At 47.0% G+C, this 24,110-nt stretch carries 21 protein-coding genes; 6 read left to right on the forward strand and 15 right to left on the reverse strand.

Translation table 11 applies throughout. From position 1 onward, the window contains the following. The first annotated feature begins 34 nt into the window (after positions 1–34). Both rlmD and C3V43_RS04650 read left to right on the forward strand, forming a co-directional pair. Entirely contained in the window at positions 35–1,480 is a 1,446-nt protein-coding gene (rlmD, locus tag C3V43_RS04645) for a 23S rRNA (uracil(1939)-C(5))-methyltransferase RlmD (RefSeq protein WP_106068791.1), read from the forward strand. 20 nt (positions 1,481–1,500) lie between these two features. After that, positions 1,501–2,412, forward strand: coding sequence for an RluA family pseudouridine synthase (locus C3V43_RS04650; protein WP_106068792.1), 912 nt, complete (start codon positions 1,501–1,503; stop codon positions 2,410–2,412). A 38-nt stretch (positions 2,413–2,450) separates the two neighbouring features. On the opposite strand, the gene C3V43_RS04655 is transcribed toward C3V43_RS04650, so the two are convergent. Beyond that, positions 2,451–2,864, reverse strand: a complete 414-nt coding sequence (locus tag C3V43_RS04655) for a hypothetical protein (protein ID WP_106068793.1) — start codon at positions 2,862–2,864, stop codon at positions 2,451–2,453. Positions 2,865–3,331: 467 nt separating this feature from the next. Here C3V43_RS04655 and C3V43_RS04660 point away from each other — a divergent pair, with 467 nt between their 5' ends. The 3 genes from C3V43_RS04660 to C3V43_RS04670 all read left to right on the forward strand — a co-directional run bounded on the left by C3V43_RS04660 (position 3,332) and on the right by C3V43_RS04670 (position 6,346). Beyond that, entirely contained in the window at positions 3,332–3,976 is a 645-nt protein-coding gene (locus tag C3V43_RS04660) for an HU family DNA-binding protein (RefSeq protein ID WP_106068794.1), read from the forward strand. A gap of 171 nt (positions 3,977–4,147) precedes the next feature. Then, on the forward strand, positions 4,148–5,002 hold the full coding sequence (map, locus tag C3V43_RS04665) for a type I methionyl aminopeptidase (RefSeq protein WP_106068795.1): 855 nt from the start codon (positions 4,148–4,150) through the stop codon (positions 5,000–5,002). A 33-nt stretch (positions 5,003–5,035) separates the two neighbouring features. Beyond that, the gene (locus C3V43_RS04670; RefSeq protein ID WP_106068796.1) at positions 5,036–6,346 is read left to right on the forward strand and encodes a DNA recombination protein RmuC; all 1,311 of its coding nucleotides are present in this window, start codon (positions 5,036–5,038) and stop codon (positions 6,344–6,346) included. A gap of 84 nt (positions 6,347–6,430) precedes the next feature. Here the strand turns inward: C3V43_RS04670 and nhaA are convergent, their stop codons facing one another. From nhaA to C3V43_RS04740, 14 genes are all read right to left on the reverse strand, one after another. Continuing rightward, positions 6,431–7,747, reverse strand: coding sequence for a Na+/H+ antiporter NhaA (gene nhaA / locus C3V43_RS04675; RefSeq protein WP_106068797.1), 1,317 nt, complete (start codon positions 7,745–7,747; stop codon positions 6,431–6,433). Positions 7,748–7,820: 73 nt separating this feature from the next. Then, a complete protein-coding gene (gene lepA / locus C3V43_RS04680) occupies positions 7,821–9,602 on the reverse strand; it encodes a translation elongation factor 4 (RefSeq protein WP_106068798.1) in 1,782 nt (593 codons plus the stop codon). 123 nt (positions 9,603–9,725) lie between these two features. After that, the gene (locus tag C3V43_RS04685; RefSeq protein WP_106068799.1) at positions 9,726–9,926 is read right to left on the reverse strand and encodes a winged helix-turn-helix domain-containing protein; all 201 of its coding nucleotides are present in this window, start codon (positions 9,924–9,926) and stop codon (positions 9,726–9,728) included. A gap of 152 nt (positions 9,927–10,078) precedes the next feature. Next, positions 10,079–10,543 carry a C-GCAxxG-C-C family protein gene (locus tag C3V43_RS04690; RefSeq protein ID WP_106068800.1) on the reverse strand — a complete coding sequence of 155 codons (465 nt, stop codon included), beginning with the start codon at positions 10,541–10,543 and terminating at the stop codon, positions 10,079–10,081. After that, a complete protein-coding gene (locus tag C3V43_RS04695; RefSeq protein WP_106068801.1) occupies positions 10,543–11,307 on the reverse strand; it encodes an exodeoxyribonuclease III in 765 nt (254 codons plus the stop codon). Before C3V43_RS04695 ends, C3V43_RS04690 begins: the two co-directional genes overlap by 1 nt. Before the next feature lie 29 nt (positions 11,308–11,336). Beyond that, positions 11,337–12,602: an Nramp family divalent metal transporter gene (locus tag C3V43_RS04700; protein ID WP_106068802.1), complete on the reverse strand. Its 1,266-nt coding sequence runs from the start codon at positions 12,600–12,602 to the stop codon at positions 11,337–11,339. A gap of 573 nt (positions 12,603–13,175) precedes the next feature. After that, a complete protein-coding gene (locus C3V43_RS04705; RefSeq protein ID WP_106068803.1) occupies positions 13,176–13,421 on the reverse strand; it encodes a TIGR03905 family TSCPD domain-containing protein in 246 nt (81 codons plus the stop codon). Continuing rightward, entirely contained in the window at positions 13,421–14,158 is a 738-nt protein-coding gene (locus tag C3V43_RS04710; protein ID WP_106068804.1) for a YebC/PmpR family DNA-binding transcriptional regulator, read from the reverse strand. The genes C3V43_RS04705 and C3V43_RS04710 overlap by 1 nt, the downstream gene beginning before the upstream one ends. A 44-nt stretch (positions 14,159–14,202) precedes the next feature. Then, positions 14,203–16,665, reverse strand: a complete 2,463-nt coding sequence (pheT, locus tag C3V43_RS04715) for a phenylalanine--tRNA ligase subunit beta (protein WP_106068805.1) — start codon at positions 16,663–16,665, stop codon at positions 14,203–14,205. Positions 16,666–16,894: 229 nt separating this feature from the next. Continuing rightward, positions 16,895–17,980 carry an ABC transporter permease gene (locus C3V43_RS04720; RefSeq protein ID WP_106068806.1) on the reverse strand — a complete coding sequence of 362 codons (1,086 nt, stop codon included), beginning with the start codon at positions 17,978–17,980 and terminating at the stop codon, positions 16,895–16,897. A 6-nt stretch (positions 17,981–17,986) separates the two neighbouring features. Next, positions 17,987–18,982 (reverse strand): ABC transporter permease, encoded by a 996-nt coding sequence (locus tag C3V43_RS04725; RefSeq protein ID WP_106068807.1) that lies wholly within the window; start codon positions 18,980–18,982, stop codon positions 17,987–17,989. 69 nt (positions 18,983–19,051) lie between these two features. Continuing rightward, positions 19,052–20,512: an ATP-binding cassette domain-containing protein gene (locus C3V43_RS04730; protein WP_106070467.1), complete on the reverse strand. Its 1,461-nt coding sequence runs from the start codon at positions 20,510–20,512 to the stop codon at positions 19,052–19,054. Positions 20,513–20,521: 9 nt separating this feature from the next. Continuing rightward, positions 20,522–21,373 carry an HlyD family secretion protein gene (locus C3V43_RS04735; protein ID WP_174704394.1) on the reverse strand — a complete coding sequence of 284 codons (852 nt, stop codon included), beginning with the start codon at positions 21,371–21,373 and terminating at the stop codon, positions 20,522–20,524. Between the two features lie 190 nt (positions 21,374–21,563). Then, positions 21,564–22,835 carry a TolC family protein gene (locus C3V43_RS04740; protein ID WP_106068808.1) on the reverse strand — a complete coding sequence of 424 codons (1,272 nt, stop codon included), beginning with the start codon at positions 22,833–22,835 and terminating at the stop codon, positions 21,564–21,566. Between the two features lie 159 nt (positions 22,836–22,994). Between C3V43_RS04740 and C3V43_RS04745 the strand changes: the two genes are divergently transcribed. Continuing rightward, on the forward strand, positions 22,995–23,930 hold the full coding sequence (locus C3V43_RS04745; protein WP_164996216.1) for a helix-turn-helix domain-containing protein: 936 nt from the start codon (positions 22,995–22,997) through the stop codon (positions 23,928–23,930). Positions 23,931–24,110 lie beyond the last annotated feature (180 nt).

Here is a 24,110-nt window from a genome sequence, read left to right on the forward strand (position 1 = left end):
TTTTGCAGAAGAATTTATTATATTTGGTGTAGAAGTGGCAAGAAAGAGAAAAGAACTTCCCCTATTGGAGAAAGTGACAATAACGGATGTGGCTGCCGAAGGAAAAGCCATCGCAAAAGTCAATGATTTGGTTGTATTCGTGCCATACGTCGTCCCCGGTGACGTGGTTGACTTGCAAATCAAGAGAAAGAAACATCATTATGCCGAAGCCGAGGCAGTAAAGTTTCATGAATATTCATCGGTAAGAGCTGTTCCGTTTTGCCAACATTACGGCGTATGCGGCGGTTGCAAATGGCAGGTACTTCCCTATTCCGAGCAAATCAAATACAAGCAAAAGCAGGTGACTGACAACCTCACACGCATCGGCAAGATAGAGCTTCCTGAAATATCTCCCATCTTAGGCTCGGAAAAAACGCAATTCTATCGTAACAAGTTGGAATATACTTTTTCCAACAAACGTTGGCTCACGGCAGAAGAAGTGGGGCAAAACGTGGTGTACGAACAAATGAATGCCGTAGGATTCCATATTCCCAATGCTTTTGACAAAGTATTGGCCATAGAAAAATGCTGGTTGCAGGACGACATTTCGAACCGGATTCGCAATGCCGTACGTGATTATGCCTATAAACACAATTACTCGTTCATCAACCTGCGCACTCACGAAGGGATGTTGCGAAATATGATTGTGCGTACGTCCACCACGGGCGAACTGATGGTAATCCTCATCTGCAAGATAGAAAGAGAGGAAGAAATGGAGCTTTTCAAGCAGATGCTGCAATATGTGGCAGACACATTCCCTGAGATAACTTCTCTGCTTTACATTATTAATAATAAGGTGAACGACACCATTACAGACCTCGACGTATATACTTTTAAAGGGAAAGACCATATTTTCGAAGAGATGGAGGGGCTGCGTTTCAAAGTAGGACCGAAGTCTTTTTATCAAACCAACTCCGAACAAGCCTACAATCTTTATAAAATAGCACGCGACTTTGCGGGGCTGACAGGCAACGAGCTAGTATATGACCTATATACGGGTACGGGAACCATCGCCAATTTTGTCTCCCGGCAAGCCCGCCGGGTCATAGGCATAGAATATGTGCCCGAAGCCATTGAAGATGCCAAAGTAAATGCCGAGATTAACGGGATAGAGAATACCTTGTTCTTTGCAGGAGATATGAAAGACCTGCTGACGGAGGATTTTATCAACCGATACGGTCGCCCCGACGTCGTCATCACCGACCCTCCCCGTGCCGGAATGCATCAGGATGTGATAGGCGTCATTCTCTTTGCCGAGCCCAAACGTATCGTATATGTCAGTTGCAATCCCGCCACGCAAGCACGCGATTTACAACTGCTCGACGTAAAATATAAGGTAAAGGCCGTTCAACCGGTAGACATGTTTCCGCATACCCATCATGTAGAGAATGTGGTATTGCTCGAACTGAAGCCTGAGAATGAGAAACCGCTAATCAACTAATCGCTAAACCACTGACCAACATGGCAAAAGAAAAAATCGTGGCAAGAGCCCGCACACAATATACGGACTATATGGTGAAAGAACCGATGGAACTTATGGAGTTTCTGGCAGCCAAAATGCCGGATGCCAGTCGCACCAAACTGAAATCGTTGTTGAGCAAGCGGATTGTATATGTGGACCGCGTCATCACCACGCAATACAACTTCCCTTTGAAACCGGGCATGAAAGTACAAATCAGCCGCGAAAAAGGAAAGAAGGATTTCAACCACAAACTGATAAAGATTGTGTATGAAGATGCATATATCATCGTTATCGAAAAAATGCAAGGATTGTTGTCCGTCAATACGGAAAGGCAGAAAGAGCGTACAGCCTATACGATACTGAACGAATACGTGCAGCGTTCGGGAAGACAGCATCGAGTCTACATTGTCCACCGTTTGGACCGTGACACTTCAGGTTTGATGATGTTTGCCAAAGACGAGAAGACGCAAAACACATTGCGTGACAACTGGCACGACATCGTGTTCGACCGCCGCTATGTAGCGGTCGTGTCCGGAGAGATGGAAAAGAATGCCGGTTCTGTTTCCTCATGGCTCACCGACCGCACGCTTTATGTACATTCCAGTCCCACGGACGACGGCGGCAAAAAAGCCATCACGCACTACCGCACCATTAAACGTGCCAACGGCTACTCTTTAGTGGAACTGAATCTCGAAACCGGACGCAAAAACCAGATACGCGTGCACATGCAGGACTTAGGGCATCCCATCATCGGCGACGGACGCTACGGACTGGAAGATGTCAATCCGATAGGAAGATTGGCGCTGCATGCCTTCAAGTTATGCTTCTATCATCCCGTCACGGGAGAAAAGATGAATTTCGAGACTCCGTATCCCGGAGATTTCAAGAAGTTGTTTTTGAGGAAACAATAAGGGGCGGCACGGCCTATTATTTGCTGTGCCCCTCTCTCCTAATAATCCATGTCCAGAGTGAAATTAAAGCCAGAAGATTCTTTGGAAAAATAGAATACACCCCGTAATCGGGTATCGCCGATTCGAACATTATTCATATAGGAAATGCCTCCTACCCGGCCATAGTCCAGAACCAGATTTCGGCTATAATCATCTTCCCACCACCATTGAAAACGGAATTGGCCATAAACTTCTCCGTCATAATAGCGTTGAAGCTCCTCGCCGAATCCATCGGCTCCAAAATAAAAGGTACTCAAAACCCGTTCACCATGTTCATCCTGCATGCCCACATAGCCTGTCCACGAACGTCCGATGAGCGCAGCATCCACCATTTCCTGGTCGTCTTCGCATGCTGTCAGACTTACAGCCAGCACACACAACAGACATATCTTCACATAACTCAAGAATCTCATAAGTCATATCGTCATTTAGCATTCAGAGACAAACATACGCAAAAAAATAAAAGACATACCATTCCTTTCGTTTTTTTCTTTATTCCGATGTCAGGATTCCGCCCTGCTTCCTTTCCGAAAGTATCCTGTTAAATGATTCCTCACTCGGAGATATCTATCCGATTAATCTTCTCCAAAAACTTGCCTGCTTACTAAACATTCTTTATCTTCGCATTGCGAACACTTATCCGAGCCGTGCGAACACTTATCCGCACGCTGCGTTTATTTGTCCGCGCACTGCGTACAGAGATTCATCCGCGTAAAGCGACAACTTCTCTGCCCATAAAGAAACGCTTTGATACCTGTACTAAACAACTTTTCTGCCTGTATCCGACCGTAGCATTGCCTATATCAGGCAAGCAATATCCGGGCAGGCAGAGAAAGAGAATGATTAATTTATAACCAAAACTTCATTTATATATCCGATTATGGCAGAATACGACATGCAGGAGCTTACCCTGCCCAACAAAGAAGGCAAGCGCATATTTTATCCCAAGATGCAACTATACGGACAGAAAGACTTGGGAGATGTTGCAGAGAAAATAGCTAAAGCCACCACCTTCACGCGAGGAGACATTATGGGGCTGGTGCAAGCCATCGCCGACGAGATTGCCTACAATGTGAGCGGAGGCTATTCGGTAAAGATAAACGGCCTGGGCATATTCACCCCGGCATTAGGCCTGCGCAAGGGCAAAGAACGCGAAAGCGGCGAAGAGGGCGAGTCCAAGCGCAATGCGGCAAGCATCTGCCTGAAAGACATACACTTCAAGGCCGACAAGGAGTTGGTGTACGAAACAGCCCGGAACTGCCATCTGCAACGGGCAAGATACAAGAAGTGCCGCCGCTCCTCACAATCCTTCAGCCCGCAAGAACGGTTGGCCATGGCCAAGGAATACATCAGGAAGAACCTCATCATGAGCGTTGCGGAGTACTGCCGACTGACGGGGCTGCTGAGAACCGCCGCAGCCAAAGAGCTGAGAGAATGGGAGAAAAACCCAGAAACAGGCATCGGAAGCAAAGGACGACGCACACACAAAGTGTATGTTCTGAAGCCGGACAACACCGCCATGTAAGGAGACGAAAGAAGAATCGGCCGCGCAAATCCCATGCGTTTTTTAAGAAGCATGTACGGACGGATATGCCGGAGAGGCGTGTGCGTGTGTGCGTTTTTTTATGCCCTATGTACACAACCATACCGTATTATTCCGTATTTTTGCCTGTCATTTATAAAAAGAAGAAGTAGTATGAAAAAGGGTATGAAAGGAGTACGGTTTACTCCCAAAAACTATTCCGACGAGGTAGAAGCAAAAATCCAACAATATAAGAAAGAAGGATATAAGTTGCCGTCGCGCCACCTGTTGCGCACGGAAGAACAACTGGCCGGCATACGCGAAAGCGCCAAGATAAACACGGCACTGCTGGATTACATATCGGCCAATATACGCGAAGGCATGTCCACCGCCGAGATAGACCACATGGTCTACTGCTTCACTACCGACCACGATGCAATCCCCGCTCCTTTTCTGTACGAAGGATTCCCCAAAAGCGTATGCACAAGCATCAACGATGTCGTATGCCACGGCATACCCAGCACGAAAGAGTTTTTGCGCAGCGGAGACATAGTGAATGTAGATGTATCTACCATTTATAAGGGTTACTTCTCCGATGCCTCGCGCATGTACATGATTGGAGAAGTCAGCCCCGAAAAGCAACGCTTGGTGCAAGTGACGAAAGAATGCCGCGACATCGGTGTACGGGCAGCCCGACCTTGGGCACGCCTCGGCGACATAGGCGCAGCCATTCAAGAGCATGCCGAGAAGAACGGATATAGCGTGGTGCGCGACCTTTGCGGACACGGCGTAGGAGTGAAATTTCATGAAGAGCCGGATGTAGAGCACTTCGGGAAACGCGGCACGGGCATGATGATAGTGCCGGGCATGACGTTTACCATCGAACCGATGATTAATATGGGAAGGTATGAAGTGTTCATCGACGAAACCGACGGCTGGACTGTATGCACGGACGACGGACTGCCCTCCGCACAATGGGAAAGCATGATATTGATTACAGAAGACGGAAACGAAATCTTGACCGAATAGGATTTAAAACGATTCATTTCAATAAATAACGACATGGATATAATACTACTCATCACGGGCATCTGCATAGGCTTCGTCATCGGCTATCTGCTTGCCGCACGAAAAGTCGACGCCATACGTGCCGAAATAGGTGGAAAAGAGAAAGAGATGGAGTTGCTGAAACAGCAGCAGGACAAAGAAGTGAGCATGCTGAAACAGCAGCAGGAAAAGGAAACGGATTTGTTGAAGCAACAGCAGGAAAAAGAAGTAAAAGCACTGAAGCTGCAACAGGAAGAGGCCGAAGCTCTGCACAAACGTATGAGCATCGAATTCGAGAACCTCTCCAACCGCATCTTCCAAAACAAAGCCGAAGACTTCAAGAAACTGAATGCCGAACATCTCGGCAACTTGTTGCGCCCTCTCGGAGACAATCTGAAAGATTTCCGCGAAAAAGTAGAGCAAGTTTACAGCAACGAATCCAAGGAGCGCTTCTCTCTTAGCGAGCGTATCAAGGAATTGGTGGAGTTGAATAATCGGCTCAGTGAAGATGCCAACAACCTGACCCGTGCCCTGAAAGGCGACTCGAAAATGCAAGGCAACTGGGGGGAAATGATTCTGGAACGCTTGCTGCAAGCCTCCGGCTTGATTGAAGGAGAACATTATACACGTCAGGAATACTTGAAAGACGAACGTGGCGATGCCATCGCCAACGAAGAGAGCGGCCGGAAAATGCAACCGGACATCATCGTGAAATATCCCGATGACAGGGAAATGATTATAGACTCCAAAGTTTCACTCCTCTCCTATACAGCCTATACTTCCGCCGAAAGCAAGGAGGAACAGGCTCGCTTGCTGAAAGCGCATCTGCAATCTGTCCGTACGCATATCGACGAACTAAGCCAAAAGGACTATTCGCGCTACAACATCAAGTCGCCCGATTTCGTAATGATGTTCATCCCCACCGAGGGCGCCTATCTGCTTGCAGTTCAGGCCGACGCCACTCTTTGGGAATACGCTTATAACAAAAAGGTGGTATTGATAAGCCCCACCAACCTCATCAGTGCCCTGCGCCTTTCTCTCGATCTCTGGAGAAAAGAGAATCAGGTGAAGAACGTACAGGCCATCATCAAACGCGGCACAGCCCTCTACGAAAAGATAGCCGGCTTCACCGATACTTTCCTCGCCATCGGCGACAGGCTTACCGGTCTGCAAAAAGACTATGAACGTGCCTTCAACCAACTATCGGACGGAAACGGAAGCATAGTGCGCCAAGCAGAAATGCTGAAAGGCATGAGCCTTACGCCGAAAAAGAGAATCTCGCCAAAACTCCTGCCCAAAGATAAGGAGACGGAAGAGACGGAATAAGCATCCGTATACAAACTACCCCTTATTCCCTTTTTGGAAAGGTATCCGATAAAGGGAATAAGGGGTAGTTCGGAATCTCCGGGATTATAACTCCTTTTTAGGCAACACCATGTTCAAGACAAGATAACCGAGCAAACCGGCAACTATCGTACCCAGCAGTACGCCGAACTTCGCCTGATTCAAGAGTTCCGGATAATCGCCTGCAAAGGAAAGATTAGCCACGAACAAAGAAACCGTAAACCCGATACCTCCCAACAACGAGACGCCGGCAATATTTTTCCAGTTCATACCCGAAGGCATCGGAGCCAATTTGCTCTTTATCGCCACCCACGTGAAGAGGTAGATACCTACAAATTTCCCTAAAAGCAATCCCACGGCCACGGCTATGCTCACGTCACCCACTACATCGCCACTGTCTCCAAGCACTACACCGGCATTGGCAAAGGCAAACAACGGGAGGATAACGAAATTCACCACCCCATGCAGATTATCTTCCAATGACTGCAACGGACTGATGACAAAGTCCGAAGCACGCTCCACCCTCTTCAGTTTGGCAATCTGCTCATTGTCCAACACAATATTGTCTGAATGAGAGACCGGGAAACAGTTTACAACGGCACGGATATGTTTGATATACCGCCCTGCATCCAGACGCGGACGTGCCGGTATCACAAATGCCAATATCACACCCGAAATAGTGCTGTGGATACCCGACTGGAGAAACAAATACCAGATGACAACTCCTCCCGACAGGTAGAGAATCTTTTGCGTCATTCCCCGTTTGCCCAAATAGTAAAGAATTGCATAGAGCGCTGCCGCTATCAGCAAATACCCATACGCCACATCCGAACTATAAAACAAGGCTATCACTAAAATACCTCCAATATCGTCAACTACGGCAAAAGCCGTCAGGAATATCTTCAGGCTCAAAGGCACTCGCTTGCCCAGCAGACTGAGTACTCCCAACGAGAAAGCAATGTCCGTAGCCATCGGTATAGCCATGCCTTGCGCATCGGGAGTGCCTTGCACCACCAACAAAGAGTAGAACAGCACCGGCAATATCATTCCCCCGCAAGCTGCAATGAAAGGAAGCACCGCCTTACGGAAAGAGGATAACTCGCCCACCAGCAGTTCGCGCTTTATCTCCAATCCTACGGACAAAAAGAAAATCGCCATCAAACAATCGTTGACAAATTCAATCATCGTAAGCGGATGCCCTCCGTGTGAAAACAAGTTGAAGTCTCCGACACGGAGATACAATTCTTGCGACAAAAAGTCTTGATAAACCGGCGCCATCGGCGAGTTAGCCACACATGCAGCCATTATTGCCACTACAAACAATAAAATACTTGCCCAGACATTGAGCGACAAACGACTTTTGATAGAAAATATTTTTTTCATATTGATTAGATGTTGGAATCGTTTATATGAAAGAGAATGTCAAACACGACACATCCTCCCTCAAAAGATTTTATCAATCCAGCTTCAGTACTGCAAGAAAAGCTTTCTGCGGCACCTCCACATTACCAATCTGTTTCATTCTTTTTTTACCTCTTTTCTGTTTCTCAAGCAACTTGCGCTTACGGCTCACATCTCCGCCATAACACTTTGCCGTCACATCCTTACGCACAGCCTTAATCGTTTCGCGGGAAATAATTTTCGCACCGATAGCCGCTTGAATGGCTACATCAAACTGTTGTCTCGGAATCAAGTCTTTCAGCTTTTCGCACATCCGTCGTCCCAGTTCGTAAGCATTGTCAAAATGCGTCAAAGTAGAAAGAGCATCCACCGGCTCGCCGTTCAGCAAGATATCCAGCTTCACCAGTTTGGAAGGACGAAAGCCATTGGGATGATAATCGAAAGAAGCATAACCTTTGGAGATACTCTTCAACTTATCATAGAAATCGATAACTATCTCGCCAAGCGGCATATCATAATAGATTTCCACACGGTTGCCCGAAATATATTCCTGTTTCACCAGTTCGCCGCGCTTGCCCAAACAAAGGGTCATGATAGGACCGATATAGTCGGTAGCGGTAATCACCGAAGCACGGATATAAGGCTCTTCGATATGATCAATCATTGTCGGGTCGGGCATACTGCCGGGGTTATGCACCTCGGTCATGTTGCCTTGCTTGTCATAAATATTATAAGATACGTTGGGAACTGTTGTGATGACGTTCATATCAAACTCACGGTCGAGACGTTCCTGCACAATCTCCATGTGAAGCAAGCCCAGAAAACCGCAACGAAAGCCGAAACCCAAAGCCAACGAGGATTCCGGCTGGAAAGTCAGCGAAGCATCATTCAGCTGCAACTTCTCCAGCGAAGAACGCAGATCTTCAAAATCTTCCGCCTCAATAGGATATACGCCTGCAAAAACCATCGGCTTCACCTCCTCAAATCCGGCAATGGCTTCTTTGCAAGGGCGCATGATATGCGTGATGGTATCACCCACTTTCACTTCTTTGGAGGTTTTGATGCCCGAAATGATATACCCCACATCGCCGGTACGCAGTTCGGAACGCGGAAGCATATCCATTTTGAGTACGCCTATTTCGTCCGCATCATACTCCTTGCCCGTATTGAAGAACTTCACCTTATCTCCTTTACGGATTACGCCGTTCACAATCTTGAAATAGGCAATGATGCCGCGAAAAGAATTGAATACGGAATCGAAAATCAAAGCCTGAAGCGGAGCCTCTTCACTGCCTTCCGGATGAGGAATGCGTTCAATAATGGCGGCAAGGATTTCTTCCACTCCCATACCCGTCTTGCCGGAAGCACGAATAATTTCTTCACGTTTGCAACCCAGCAGCTCGACGATTTCATCCTCCACCTCTTCGGGCATGGCGCTCGGCATGTCGCATTTATTGATGACCGGGATAATTTCCAAATCATGTTCGATGGCCATATAGAGGTTGGAAATAGTCTGAGCCTGCACACCCTGCGAAGCATCTACAATGAGCAACGCGCCTTCGCATGCGGCAATGGAGCGCGACACTTCGTACGAGAAATCCACGTGTCCCGGAGTATCAATCAGATTCAAAATATATTTCTCGCCTTTATACGTATAGTCCATCTGTATGGCATGGCTCTTGATGGTAATGCCTCTCTCCTTCTCCAAGTCCATGTCATCCAGCATCTGTCCGTTAGTCACTTGTATGGTATTGGTAAACTCCAGCAGACGGTCTGCCAGTGTCGATTTACCGTGGTCAATATGGGCAATAATGCAGAAATTGCGTATATTATTCATTGTCAACAATTATCTATTTATTCGGTGCGCAAAGATAATGAAATCGGGGCAAATAAAAAAGATGCGTTGACAACATATACATGTATCAACGCATCTTTTTATAACATTCTAATCAATCTCTGCTTAGTTCAGCTTTACAAACAATTCGCCTTCTACTTCGGAAGTAACGACCTTGTTCTCTCTCAATAACCAACCCAAACCGAGGAAGAAGTCCTTATCAACCAGTTTGGTTACTTTTTTGATTTGCTTGTGTGTCAAGCCATCTGTGCCATTCAATGCTGTCCAAATCTGTCCTGCAACATTTCCAGCTTTTTCTTGTAACATTTCTATTTGCTTTTAGTTAAACGTTATCCTCATCTCCATTAACAAAGATGCAGGTGTTTCTTATATCGCTGCAAAGATAGACAAAATATGTTATAGAACACATTTATAATCATATTTTTTTATATAAAGGGGCATAAAGTTCCGTTTCATTACTATTGATGCGCCTTTTCCATGTATTCAGTCCAGATTCGGGCAGCAACTTCCACCATCTTGGCACAAGGACGCTTTGCATAATATTGTTCTGTCCGCGCTTCGGGAATAGAAGATTTTTCCACTTTCTCCAGTCCCAACAACTTGGCACAAATTATAGAACCATTGCGTTTCTCGAATTCTTGGGCCAACTCCTGCACCAAAGCATAATTGGCCGCCTTGCTTTCACGGTCACTGGCACGTACCGCTCCTTTTTCCAATCCGGCCAGCATGAACAGCCCGCACGCAGCGCCACACGTCTGGCGCATGCGGCCGATACCGCCTCCGAAAGATGCGGACATGCGCAACGATTGTTCTTCCGTAAATCCATACATGTCGGCAAAAGCCGCCACAACAGATTGAGAGCAATTATACCCACTCTTGAAAAGTTCGACCGCCTTTGCTATTCTATCCTCTGTCTCCTTCATTACTCTGCAATTTCCAACAACATCGGGCAATGATCGGAATGAACGGCATCGCTCAGTATCCGAGCCTCCTTCAGCATCGGACGCACCGGTTCATTCACCATGCAATAATCTATGCGCCAGCCTTTATTCTTGGCGCGAGAATTAAAACGGTAGCTCCACCATGTGTATTCCTGCTTATCCGGATGAAGAAACCGGAAGCTGTCGATGAAACCTGCATTGAGGAAACGTGTCATCCACTCGCGCTCTTCGGGCAGGAAACCGCTATTGGTGGCATTGCGCACAGGATCGTGAATATCTATTGCCTCATGGCATATATTATAATCACCGCAAAGAATCAGTTTAGGACGGGTACGCTCAAGTTCAAGCACATACTCCTGAAATTTTTCCAACCAAATCATCTTGAATGCTTGACGTTCGTCGCCACTGGTTCCGGAAGGATGGTAGACGCTTACAACGGAAATATCCCCGTAATCGGCACGAATAAAACGTCCCTCGTTATCATACGCTTCCATCCCCATGCCGTATTCCACATGATCCGGCTCACGCTTAGTCAAAACAGCAACCCCGCTATACCCTTTCTTTTGTGCGGAATAGAGATAATGTTTGTATCCTAATGCATCCAACGCCTCGGCAGGATATTGCTCCGGTTGCAATTTCGTTTCTTGCAGACAAAGCACATCGGGCCGCTCTTGCGCCAACCAATCGGGAAATCCCTTCGTCACGGCAGCCCGCAACCCATTCACATTGTATGTAATAATTTTCATATCCGAATTTCTTTTAAAAGTTTCTTTATTCAGGATGTCAATTCGGAGATTAACAGCATGATATTCAAAGCCGTGACAACGGCAGCTATGGAATAAAGCACAAAAGTGCTCCATTTACTGTTTGCATACTGTCCCATTACTTTTCGAGAAGAGGTCAGTCCGACTTGGAGAAAGACAGTGAAAGGCAACTGAATACTCAATACCATCTGAGAAATCAACAATCCATTGAAGGGATCTCCGATAAAGAAAATCAGCAGCAAGGCAAGGCCCAACGAAAGTATCACGCCTACTTGCGAATGACTGTCTTTAATATGATAAGCCTCTCCGAATATTCCGGCAAAAATAGAACCCGCAGCCATGCCGCTGGTGATTGTAGAAGATATGCCTGCCATCAGCAGCGCCAATGCAAAAACCACGGCAGCGCTGTTTCCCAATAAGGGTTCCAACAAAGATTTGGCTTGCTGCAACTCTTCCACCTGAATGCCTCCTTTATAAAAGGTTGCCGCAGCCAGCAGTATCATGGCGCTATTGATAGCCCACCCCACCACCATGGAGAACAGTGTATCGAACAGTTCGTATTTCAACACCTTCCGGATAGAAGCATCGTCTTTCTTATTATATTCATGGCTCTGTATCACCTCCGAATGAAGAAACAGGTTATGAGGCATCACCACCGCTCCCAACACGCTCATAATAATCAGCATGCTACCATGCGGGAAAGAAGGCGTCACCCATCCCTGCACGGCCACAGGCCAGTCTATCTTCACCAGAAAAAGCTCGTAAATAAAAGAAAGTCCGATGACAGAGACAAATGCGATAATGGAACGCTCAATCTTTTTATAGGAGTTGGTAAAAAGCATAATGAAAACAAACGCCGTCGTCAATACCGATCCCCATATAATAGGAATGCCAAAGAGCATTTGCAAGGCAATGGCCCCTCCCAATATCTCTGCCAAGGAAGTAGAGACGGAAGCCAGTACCGCCGTGCCGAGTATGGGACGAGACACCCATGAGGGAGTATATTTGGTGGCGGCCTCGGACAAACATAAGCCGGTCACAATGCCCAAGTGTGCCACATTGTGCTGCAACACTATCAACATAACGGTAGACAATGTGACTACCCATAACAAGGAGTAACCAAACTCGGAACCGGCGGCAAAGTTAGAAGCCCAGTTGCCCGGATCGATAAACCCCACCGTCACCAGCAGTCCGGGACCTATGTATCTGAAAACGTCCAGACCGCCCAGATAACGTTTATGGTCTCTCCGTTTCAGGTCTTTAAGAATATTCTTCATTGTCTTCGTTTATTTAAAAGTGTAAAAACATTGAATTAATAACAAATACGCTCCTATTAAGTTCGCAAGGAGGTTGATAGTTAAATTAAAACAAGTCAGGGTCCGTTTCCGGGGTCAGTCCGAGAAGTCTTTCGACAATCCATATCCCTCCCAAGATCAACCTTGTCTTAAAGTGTGGGGATAGCGATTGTAAGCTGCGGGCTCACCTCCCATAAAGTGTGGGAATACCTCCTCTAAAGTGTGGGCATACGCCTGCTGAAGTGTGGGCTTACGCTTACTGAAGTGCGGGCTTGTGTCCATTAAAGTGTGGGCAAACGCCTCCCCAAATACAGGCTTATGGTGACACAAGCGCACAACACTGATTTACACAGAATTACAATATAGAAAGATTTGTACGCCAAACTTTCTGACCGCCCCTGTTTCCATTCGCGCTACGATATAATATCAGACGCGGATTTCGCGGGATTAACACAGCTTCCGTTGACAAAATCCGTGAAAATCCGCGCAATCCGCGCCTGAGAAGAAAACCATACGGAGTTTTGCCTCTACATTCTCTTATTTCAAGCAAAAGGCTTAATACCCCATCTCATGCAGCGCTTTGCACAATTGGTCGGGACAAGAAGTGGAGCGCCTGCCGCAACGAATACCTTCCAGACGGCTTATCACCATATCCACCGGCATGCCTTTCACCAAGCGCGAAACTCCTTGCAGGTTTCCATTACATCCACCCCAAAATATCACTTCTTTCACAATCCCATCTTCTACTTCAAGCTCGATGTTACTGCTACATGTACCTTGAGTCTTATATGTGTACATCATTACGCTTCGCCTTCTTCCGGTTTCATATTGGTATAAACCGTCTGCACGTCGTCGAACTCTTCAAGACGTTCTACCATTTTGTCAATGGTCTCGCGCTGTTCGGGAGTCACGTCTTTCAGGTCATTCGGGATATAGGTAAACTCACCGCCGACATCCTCAAACCCACACTCTTCCAGATGTTTCTGAATGGCCGCGTAGCTCTTCGGATCACCGTAAATCGTGATTGTACCTTCTTCCTCATCCTCTTCATAATCCTCTTCCACATCATAGTCTATCAAATCGAGGATTAACTCTTCCATATCCATGTCGTTTTTCTTTTTGAAAGTAAACACACATTTATGGTCGAACAAGAAAGCCAAAGACCCCATGGTTCCCAAATTACCACCGAACTTATTGAATACGGAACGGACATCCGCTACCGTACGGGTGGTATTATCCGTCAAAGTGTCAACAAAAACAGCAACGCCATGAGGGCCATATCCTTCATAAGTCATGCTCTTGTAGTCGCTTTGGTCTTTACCCATCGCGTTCTTGATGGCGCGCTCGATATTATCTTTCGGCATGTTTTCGCGTTTACAAGTAGCGATAACCGAACGCAAAGTCGGATTGTTTTCCGGTTCCGGACCACCGGCCTTTACCGCAATAGCAATTTGTTTACCCAACCTCGTAAAGGTCTTTGCCATGTGGCCCCATCTTTTAAGTTTGGCGGCCTTTCTATATTCAAATGCTCTTCCCATTGGAACTATATTTATTTTTTAATTATAAATCATTCGATACTTAATCAGCGCAACTTGGCTCCCAGCATGTTTTCCAAATTAACCACCAACTTCGACATAATCTTGTCTATCTGCTTATCATTCAGTGTTGCATTCTCATCTTGCAACAAGAAACTTACCGCATAGCTCTTCTTGCCGGCTTCCAGATTCTTGCCTTCGTATACATCGAAAAGAGCGACTTCTTTCAGCAACTTCTTTTCCGTCTCATAAGCAATTCTCTCGATTTCGGCAAATTGCACTTTCTTGTCGAGCAACAAGGCCAAATCGCGCTTCACGGCCGGGAACTTGGATAGTTCCGTATAATTCACTTTTATGTTTTTGATGGCTTTCAGCAATTCCTTCCAATTCAGGTCGGCATAATACACCTCGTTGTCAATGTCGAATGCTTTCAGCAGCTTCTTCGAGATAGAGCCAAATGTTGCCAGCCTCTTCCCTCCTCTTGTCTGTACGGACAAGGCGGCAGCATAAATATCATCCGTCAAGTTACCCACAACCAAATCTTTCATCTGCAATCCCAAACGTGCAAAGATATTTTCAACGTATGCTTTCAGTTCGTATACGGAACTGTCTTCATCCGGATGTGCCCATGAGTTGGAAACTCTTTTGCCCGTCACCCATAAACCAAGATGGAAATCTTCAGAGTAAGCAGCCAATGCTTTTTCCGGATTCTTCTTTTCTTCATGGAAGCAATAGCAGTTACCATACTCAAAGAATTTCAAATCGGCATTCTTACGGTTGGCATTATGCGCAATGCTTTCCAAACCTCCGAAGAGCAGCGTTTGGCGCATTGCATTCAAATCTGCGCTCAACGGGTTCAAGAGCATCACAAGATTCTTCGAGGGATAGGACTCCAGATTGTCGTAGTAAGCCGCACGGGTCAATGAATTATTCAATATTTCGTTGAAACCGCAGCCCACCAACTGTTCGGCAATGAGATTCTGCAACTTATTCGATTTATCATGCTCGCCTTTTGTCGTCAGGCAAGATTTCAATGTAGACGGAATTTCCACATTATTATATCCATAGATGCGCAGAATATCCTCTATCACGTCGCAGTCGCGTTGCACGTCCACGCGATAAGGAGGCACAGCCAACGTAAGCCCTTCGGTGGTTTCCTTCACAATCCCCATCTCCAAGCTTGTCACAATGCTCTTGATTGTATCCGTCGGAATGACCTTACCAATCAACGAATGTACCTTTTCATACGAAAGTTCCACGCTGAAGTCTTCTATGGGAGCAGCGCATACATCCTTTATCTCGGAAGAGACGATACCTCCCGCGAGTTCTTTTATCATCAGTGCAGCAAGTTTCAGACAGTAAACCACGTTGTTGGGGTCGGCTCCTCTTTCAAACCGGAAAGAGGCATCCGTATTCAACCCGTGACGACGGGCCGTCTTACGCACCCACGTAGGATGGAAATAAGCGCTTTCGAGGAATATATCTTTAGTAGCCTCGGTAGAACCGGAATCCAATCCTCCGAAAACGCCGGCGATGCACATGGCATCTTCCTTGTTGCAAATCATCAGGTCGCGCTCGTTCAGTTTACGCTCCACGCCGTCAAGAGTGACAAAGGGCGTGCCTTCAGGCATTGTTTTCACAATCACCTCACGCCCTCTGATCTTATCGGCATCAAAGCAATGAAGCGGTTGCCCGAAAGCGTGAACAATATAGTTTGTGATATCCACTACATTATTTATAGGGCGCAGGCCGATAATGCGAAGTTTGTTTTGCAACCACTCCGGACTTTCTTTTACCGTAACCCCTTTCAGCGTCACTCCGGCATATCGGGGACACGCCTCTGTATTCTCTACCGTTACTTTAATATCCAAATCATGGTTCTCAACGGCAAAAGCATCCACAGACGGTTTCTTCAAGGCAGTCTGCTTTCCGTTCTGCGTCAGATAGGCATACAAATCGCGGGCCACGCCATAATGCGAACAAGCATCGGCACGGTTCGGAGTGATGTCCACCTCCAATACATAATCGCTTTTTATATTATAATAATCCTTGGCAAGCGTACCCGGAACCGCCGTATCAGGCAGTACAATGATACCCGCATGGTCTGTGCCGACACCTATTTCATCTTCGGCACAAATCATACCCACGGATTCTACTCCGCGAAGTTTCGACTTCTTGATAGTGAAACATTCGTCACCATCATACAGTTTTGTGCCTAAAGTGGCCACTACCACTTTTTGTCCGGCTGCCACATTGGGAGCGCCGCATACAATCTGCACGGGTTCTCCCTGTCCCAAGCCAACGGTTGTAACATGCATGTGGTCCGAATTTGGATGGGCCTCGCATGTCAATACTTCACCGATGACCAATCCTTCCAATCCTCCCTTGATGGTTTGCACCTCCTCCACACTTCCTGTTTCCAATCCGATAGACGTCAAGGCGGCTGCAACCTCATCCGGCGTCAAATCAAAATCGACATACTCCTTCAACCAATTATAAGAGATATTCATATCATTGTTTTTTATTGTTTCCAAAAGTGACCCGCAAAGTTAATAAGTTTTTTCGGTTGACGGGGAATTATCTCATAAGAAAATAATAAAAAGGAGTAACCAATTGAACGAAATTTCTGTTTTCTATTCCTTAAATCGAAAATAGTGACAAAGAAAAATATGGTGAAGATGCTAAGAAACATTGAAGATTTTCAAAACAGATTCTAAGCCCAAAGACATAAGTTCTTCCTCAGCCATTCTTCTTGTAGCTCCGCACTGCCCAACCACCCATAAAGAGGCCGATGGCAGAGAGGGCAAGGACTTGATGCCAGATGCTCCGGAAATCGCCACCACGGATGAAGACGGTACGAACGGCCTCAATGAAGTAGCAAACGGGATTAACGTAGGTAGTGAGATATGACCACGAAAGCATGGAACGCGTGGGGGTGAAGAGACCACTGAGGAGCAATAGGATGACCACGAAAAACCACATAACGAAGACAGCTTGCTGCATAGTGTCACTGTAGTTAGAGATGATGAGTCCAAACGACGAAAAGAATAGAGCCAGCAACATAGCCAACAAGTAAATGAGCCACAATGGGCCTATAGACGTGATGTCATAGACAAACCACGCCAAAAAGAGGCAAATAGTGATGACGAACAGAGCAATGAGCCAGTAAGGAATGAGTTTGGCAAGTATGAACAACCATTTGCTGACAGGCGTGACGTTAATCTGCTCGATAGTGCCCGACTCCTTCTCGCTCACAATGTTCAGTGCGGGCAAAAAACCGGTCATCAGCATCATTACAATGGCGAAGAGAGCGGGAATCATGAAGAGTTTGAAGTTCAAGTGCTTGTTATAGAGAAACAATGTAAAGAACTTTTGCCGGATGGCGTCGGCATCGGGATTGACATTGGCCGTGACAATCTGCGAGAGATAGGCCGCGCCCATACTTCCCTTGATGCCGTTTACCGCATTGGCAGCAATAAGTACCTGCGACTGTTTATTGAGAGCCAAATCCTTGCTATAATCCTGCGGGATGACTACCACAATGTCGGCGTCAGTACGCTCAATATCTTTCAGAGCCTCGGCATAAGTGGGTTTCTGGCCATGAAAGATGAAGTAACTGTTATGCTCGATGTCGTGGACGAGACGTTGCGACTGCATGGAGTGGTCGAGGTCAACCACATCGACTACGATGTTCTTCACCTCCATATTCATCACCCACGGCGTGACGCACATAATCACAATAGGGAACACGACGATGAGCCGGGGCAAAAACGCATTGCGGCGAATCTGTATAAACTCCTTTTGGATAAGATATTTCAGTACCATATAGCATTAATCTAAGCGTTTGTTAAACTTTACAAGCGACAGCGACAGCAGGACAACGAGCATGGTTGAAAGGATGACCAGTTCAGAAAACACCTGCTTGATGCCCACACCCATGATCATCATCTTGCGCATGGCCGAGATGTAGTAACGCGTGGGGATGATGGCTGACACCCATTGCAGTATCCCGGGCATTGACTCCACGGGAAAGATCATGCCCGAAAGCATCACAATGGGCATCAAGAGCACCATGGCCGATATGAGCAACGCCACAATCTGCGTCTGTGCCACATTCGACACCAGCAGTCCCAGCGAAAGTGCCAGCAGGATATACACCGTGGAAATGAAGAATATCCAAAACAACGAACCCACCAGCGGTACGCCTAACACAAACCGCGCCATGAATAGGATAATGATGAGGATGACGAAAGCCAGCACCAGATAAGGTATCGCCTTGGAGATAATGATTATCAGTGGCTTCGCGGGTGAAACGAGCAGCACCTCCATCGTTCCCCTTTCCTTCTCGCGGACAATCGATATCGAGGTCATTATGGCGCACACCAGCATCAGCAGCATACCCATGATGGCAGGCACGAAGTTGTAGGCCGACTTGATCCGGGGATTGTAGAGCATCTTCGCGTTCACAAGTCCGCCGGCAGGGTTAAGCAGCACCTGCGTCGCGTAGTTTGTCCACTGCTGCGCCATGTTGGGGTCTGCACCGTCAACAATGAACTGTACGCCGTTCTTTTTGCTGGCGAACTTAGAACTGAACACCACCGCCATATCCGCTTTCTGATTGCGGATGATGCGCTCTGCCTCCTGCGGTGTACTGACGATTTCTACGATAATGAAATACTCTGACTGCGAAAGCCGTTCAACGGCAGCCTGTGTCGCTTGGTCGCTGTTGGCCATCACCACCACTGTGCGCACATTCCTCACATCGTTGGTGATGGCAAAGCCGAAAAGCAACATCATCACCAATGGCATACCAAAAAGCATCAACATCGTCCGCTTGTCGCGCAGAATATGCTTTGTTTCTTTTATTATGTATGAATGATAGAAATAGTTTCATACTTAATCGCTTGAACGGGTTGCCTGCTTTGCCAGATAGGTAAATACATGGTTCATATCGGGTTGATTGAATTCTTGTTTCAAGGCGCCGGGTGTACCGATGGCCTTGATTTTGCCGTCGACCATGATGGAGATGCGGTCGCAATATTCGGCCTCGTCCATATAGTGGGTGGTCACGAAGACCGTAATACCGCGCTCAGCCGTGTCGTAAATCAGTTCCCAAAATTGTCGGCGAGTGGCGGGATCAACACCGCCCGTAGGCTCATCGAGGAACACAATACCCGGCTCGTGGAAAATGGAAACGGAGAAGGCGAGCTTCTGTTTCCATCCTAAGGGTAACAAAGCAACGAGAGTGTTCTTATGGTCCGCAAAACGCAGGCGTTCCAATAGTTCATCGGTCTTCCGGGCAATTGCCTCATCGTCCATACCGTAAATTCCTGCAAACAGCCGGATATTTTCTGCCACTGTCAAATCTTCATAAAGCGAAAATTTCTGCGACATGTAACCGATGCGCTTCTTTATCTGCTCGTATTCCGTGCGAATATCATAGCCCACGACGCGGCCAATGCCAGCGGTAGGTTGGTTCAGGCCTATCAGCATGTGCATGGCGGTCGTCTTACCCGCACCGTTGGCTCCAAGAAAACCGAATATTTCGCCTTTCTTGACTGTAAAGCTGATATCATCGACAGCATGGAAGTTACCGAAAGCCTTTACCAAGTGTTCCACCTCAATGACATTTTCACTCTTAGTCTCAACAGCCTTCTCATGCTCAATACCGGGAGGGTTGAAGACTTCCTTGAATCTGTCAAGAATCACCCCGGGCGTGTCGATGCCGCAAAGTTTTCCATGATCAAGGAAGGCCACGCATTCACAACAGAGCACCTCGTCAAGATAGGGTGTGGAAGCCACGATAGTGATGTTATACTCCTTCAGCATGGCCAGCATCTCCCAAAAATCTTTCCTGCTGACGGGGTCTACGCCTGTCGTCGGTTCGTCAAGGAACAGAACGCTTGGCTTATGCACCAAGGCACAGCTCAAAGCCAGTTTCTGTTTCATACCGCCGGAGAGTGCTCCTGCACGGCGGTCCTTGAACCGTTCTATCTGCGAGTAGATGGCCTTGATGCTGTCGTACCCCTCCTCGACGGTAGTATCGAAGAGAGTGGCGAAGAACTCCAGATTCTCCTTCACGGTCAGATCCTGATAGAGTGAGAACTTGCCAGGCATGTAGCCCACGCGACGGCGGATTTCTGTCATCTGACTGAACACATCGAAACCATCAACCGTGGCTGTCCCCGTATCCGGTAGCAACAGCGAACAGAGAATGCGATACATCGACGTCTTGCCTGCACCATCTGGACCTATCAAACCAAAGATTTCCCCTTTGCTGACAGAGAACGACACATCGTCAAGTGCTTTCACTGCCCCATAGCTCTTACTGATATTCTTAACTTCAATGGCGTTCATAATTATCAATTAGAATTTCACCTCTCCGTACATTCCTATTTTTGCAAATCCGTCATTCTTGATGGCCACCTTCACGGCATACACCAAGTCGGCACGCTCATCGTCGGTGAGGATGGTCTTGGGCGTAAATTCCGAACGAGCTGAAATCCATAAGATGATTCCGTCATACTCCTTCTTCTGTCTGTTGCCATAGTCTGCGAAAACCTTCACCTTCTGTCCCAACTTGATGTTCCGAAGCTGAACTGAAGTGATGTAAGCACGCATATACATATCCTGAATATCAGCAATCTTGAAGAGCGGTTTACCTATAACCACGAACTCGCCACGTTCCACATATTTCTCCAATACCGTGCCCTTGGTGGGCGTCACCACGTGACACTTACGCAACTGATCGTAAAGCAGCTCCACCTGCACATCGGTAGCAGCCATCTGCATGTCAAGCGACCGTATGTTGGTTGCCAGAGCCGACTGCTGGGCGATGAGCTGCTTCCAGAGCACCTGCACCTGACTCATAGCGTCGTCCAGCATCTTACTCGGAGCTGCTCCGTCAGCCACCAATTCCTTATAACGCTGCTGCTCCTGCCGAGCCTTTGTCAGTTGCTGGCGAGTGGTGGCAATCTGCGCTTCCATATCCGGCTTTTGGCTTTGATACACTTCCTTCGTTGCCCTAAGCTGCTGAATCCTCAGCCATATCTGCGTGGTGTCAATGAGTCCCACCTCAGCACCGGTCTCGATATTTTCTCCCTCGCTGACGCTAAAGTTCAGCAATACACCATTCTGTTCAGCAAAAACGGTAGTTTCTGTAGCCTCGAACGTGCCGGTAGCATCAAACTCTTTACCGCTGTTTCCGCAAGCGGCCATCATCAACGTCGTACTTGCCAGTACAAATATTTTTTTGCCTTCCAAACGAAAGTTCTTATGCTCGGCAAAGCTGCTCTGCGTTCTCTTAATCTTTTTTTTCATAATCGCATTGTTTTGATCTTGAATTAAGAATCTGTTTTGAATTCATTTTAGCTTTCTTCTGCGAGATTGAAGAAACTCCAAACTGATTCTAATTATTGGTTGTGAATTTGTTATCGTAAATTTGTTTCAACATTTCTATTTCGTGCATTGACTGCTGCACTCGTGCCGCATTCTCCTGATTGATTTCACGCACCAGATCGTTTACGTCGATGATACCATGCGAGAGTTTTGACTCGGAAGCCTTGCGAACGGCAGTACGCAGCGAGATAATCTCGTCATCATCGGCCATCAGCTTCTTGTAGCGTGCGATATTCTCATTCTGCTGAATCTGCTCCAGATTGTTGTTGAAGAGAAACACATCGCGGCTGTTCTCTGTCAGGTCGCGCTGCAACTGAATCTTCGCCTTATCGTTCTTGCGAGTATAGAACACTCCGATGTTCCATGTCAGACGAGCACCAATCATGCCATTCCACGACCAGTTGCGTTTCATCATGTCGTCGAACATATTCTGGCCGGGATAGCCATAGAATCCTTGTGCGAATAGGCCAAGTTTGGGCATCAGAGCCGAATCTAAAGCCTTTTCCTGAGCATCAGCCAGACGGAGTTGTGCATCAAATAGTCGCATCTCGGGTCGATTGTTTGTGCCATTAATCTCTGCAATGGTTGGTTTCAGCACCTTCTTAATCTCGATGCCACAAAAGGTGGAAAGCATCGTCTGAAGTATCCGTTTCTGCGACTCCAGATTAGTCATCTGCTGAATCGCGTTCAGTCGCTCGGCCTTCACATTTTGCAAGTCACTCTCTGCCGCTGTACCGCACTTCACCATCGAAGTGAGCTTTTTCTCATTGTCACTCAGCAATTCCTGAACGTCTTTGTTCAATCGAATCCGGTCTTCAATCAGAAGCAGTGAGAAATACATCTCGTTCACACGCTTGCGAACATTATAAAGCTCCACCTCCGTCTGGGCTGCCTGCACCTTGTCCTGCTCGCGGGCAATTTTTCTCTGGCTACTGACAGCACCGCCGTCAAACAACATCTGGTTGATACTGATACTCAAGCGATACTGGTCTTTCTTCAAGCCTTTCATATCAAGTCCCATCTGTTGGTAGAGCTTCTGAAACTGTTCCGGGAAACCGGCTACATCAGTCTGATAAGTGACCTGACCCGAAGCCGAAATCTGCGGCAACCAGCCTTTCCCAATGTTAGAGACCGTCAAGTCTGTAGTCTTCTCAATAAGATCGTACCGGTTTATCAGCGGATAGTTCTGCTCCGCTGCCCACTGGCACTCCTCAAGAGATTGTGCCACGACGAAGACTGAATGAAAAATGATAAAAAAAAGACTTAATACTACTCTTCTCATAATTTTACTATTTCAAACATTCTGCTTCAAAGATGCGGTGATTTCAGCAAACCATTGCTACCCAACGAAATGGTGAAATACTCTTTTTGTACGATTTCCACCCATATAGAGCATTCTTATTGGAGAATTATTATCTTTGTAGCAAAAACAGGCAAGAACATGAACAAAACACTCGCCTCAAAAAGGTGCTTGCCTAAACAAGCACCCAAACTGTTGGATGTGTCGCAAATGCGCGACATCTTTTCCACAAACTTTGCACAAATCCGTGAACATGCTTACTTCAGTAACGAACTGGCAATGATTCACAGCAATCCGTCAGTGCTTCATCTGATTCAGCAGCAATCGCCACTTTTCGTCATCAACGACCACCGCCTGGGCATCATCATCTGCGGCGAAGGCAACGTGAACCTCAATCTCGTAAACCGCCACCTGACTGCCGGTACACTAATCTACCTTGGGCCGGGAACCATTATCAATCCTATCCACTTCTCTGACGACCTTGAGATTATGGGCATCGGACTCTTTACCGACTTCCCCATGCCTTTTACCCCAGAGCAGTATCCTTCTGCCTTCAACGGACAAGTACGCGATTTCCAGTTGCCTGCTTGCGCCGACGACTTTCAGACTGCCCGTCATATTCTTGACACTCTTTGGCAGCTCATCCACCAAAAGAACTATCATCGTCCCACCGCTTCTGCCCTCGTTGCAGCACTGATGCACCACTACGACCGTCTGTTCCATCAGCAAGCTGATCATCTGGCCGCCACCCGCTCGCGCGAGCAGACCATCTTCGACCGCTTCATTCAGCTCGTCAACCAACACTGTAACGAACAGCACCGGATAAGCTACTATGCCAATCGCATGTGCCTCACTGAGCGTTACCTCGGCACAGTCATTCGTCAGACCGGAGGTGTCACCGCTAAGGATTGGATTGACCGTGCCCTCATCACTCAGGCCAAAGTACAGCTGCGCTACAGTGGCAAAAGTGTCCTCCAGATTTCCGAGGAACTCAATTTCCCCAATCCCTCGTTTTTCTCCAAATATTTTAAAAGACTGACAGGTATGACACCAGGGAAGTTTCAAAAGATGGTATAAGTCAATCCATTTTCGTCTGTCTTTTAAAGAGGTAATTATGCGAATGAATGCAAAAGATGCGTATATGTAAGAATTATTTATTGGCAAATATTCGTTTTTGGAAATGATTTAAAAGACAGATATACCCTTGCGAGAAGTACTTCTGAGAGGGGGTATGATCAGTATAGGACTGATGTACCT

The organism is Prevotella heparinolytica (assembly GCF_002998535.1).
In the GTDB taxonomy this organism is placed as follows: Bacteria; Bacteroidota; Bacteroidia; order Bacteroidales; family Bacteroidaceae; genus Bacteroides; species Bacteroides heparinolyticus.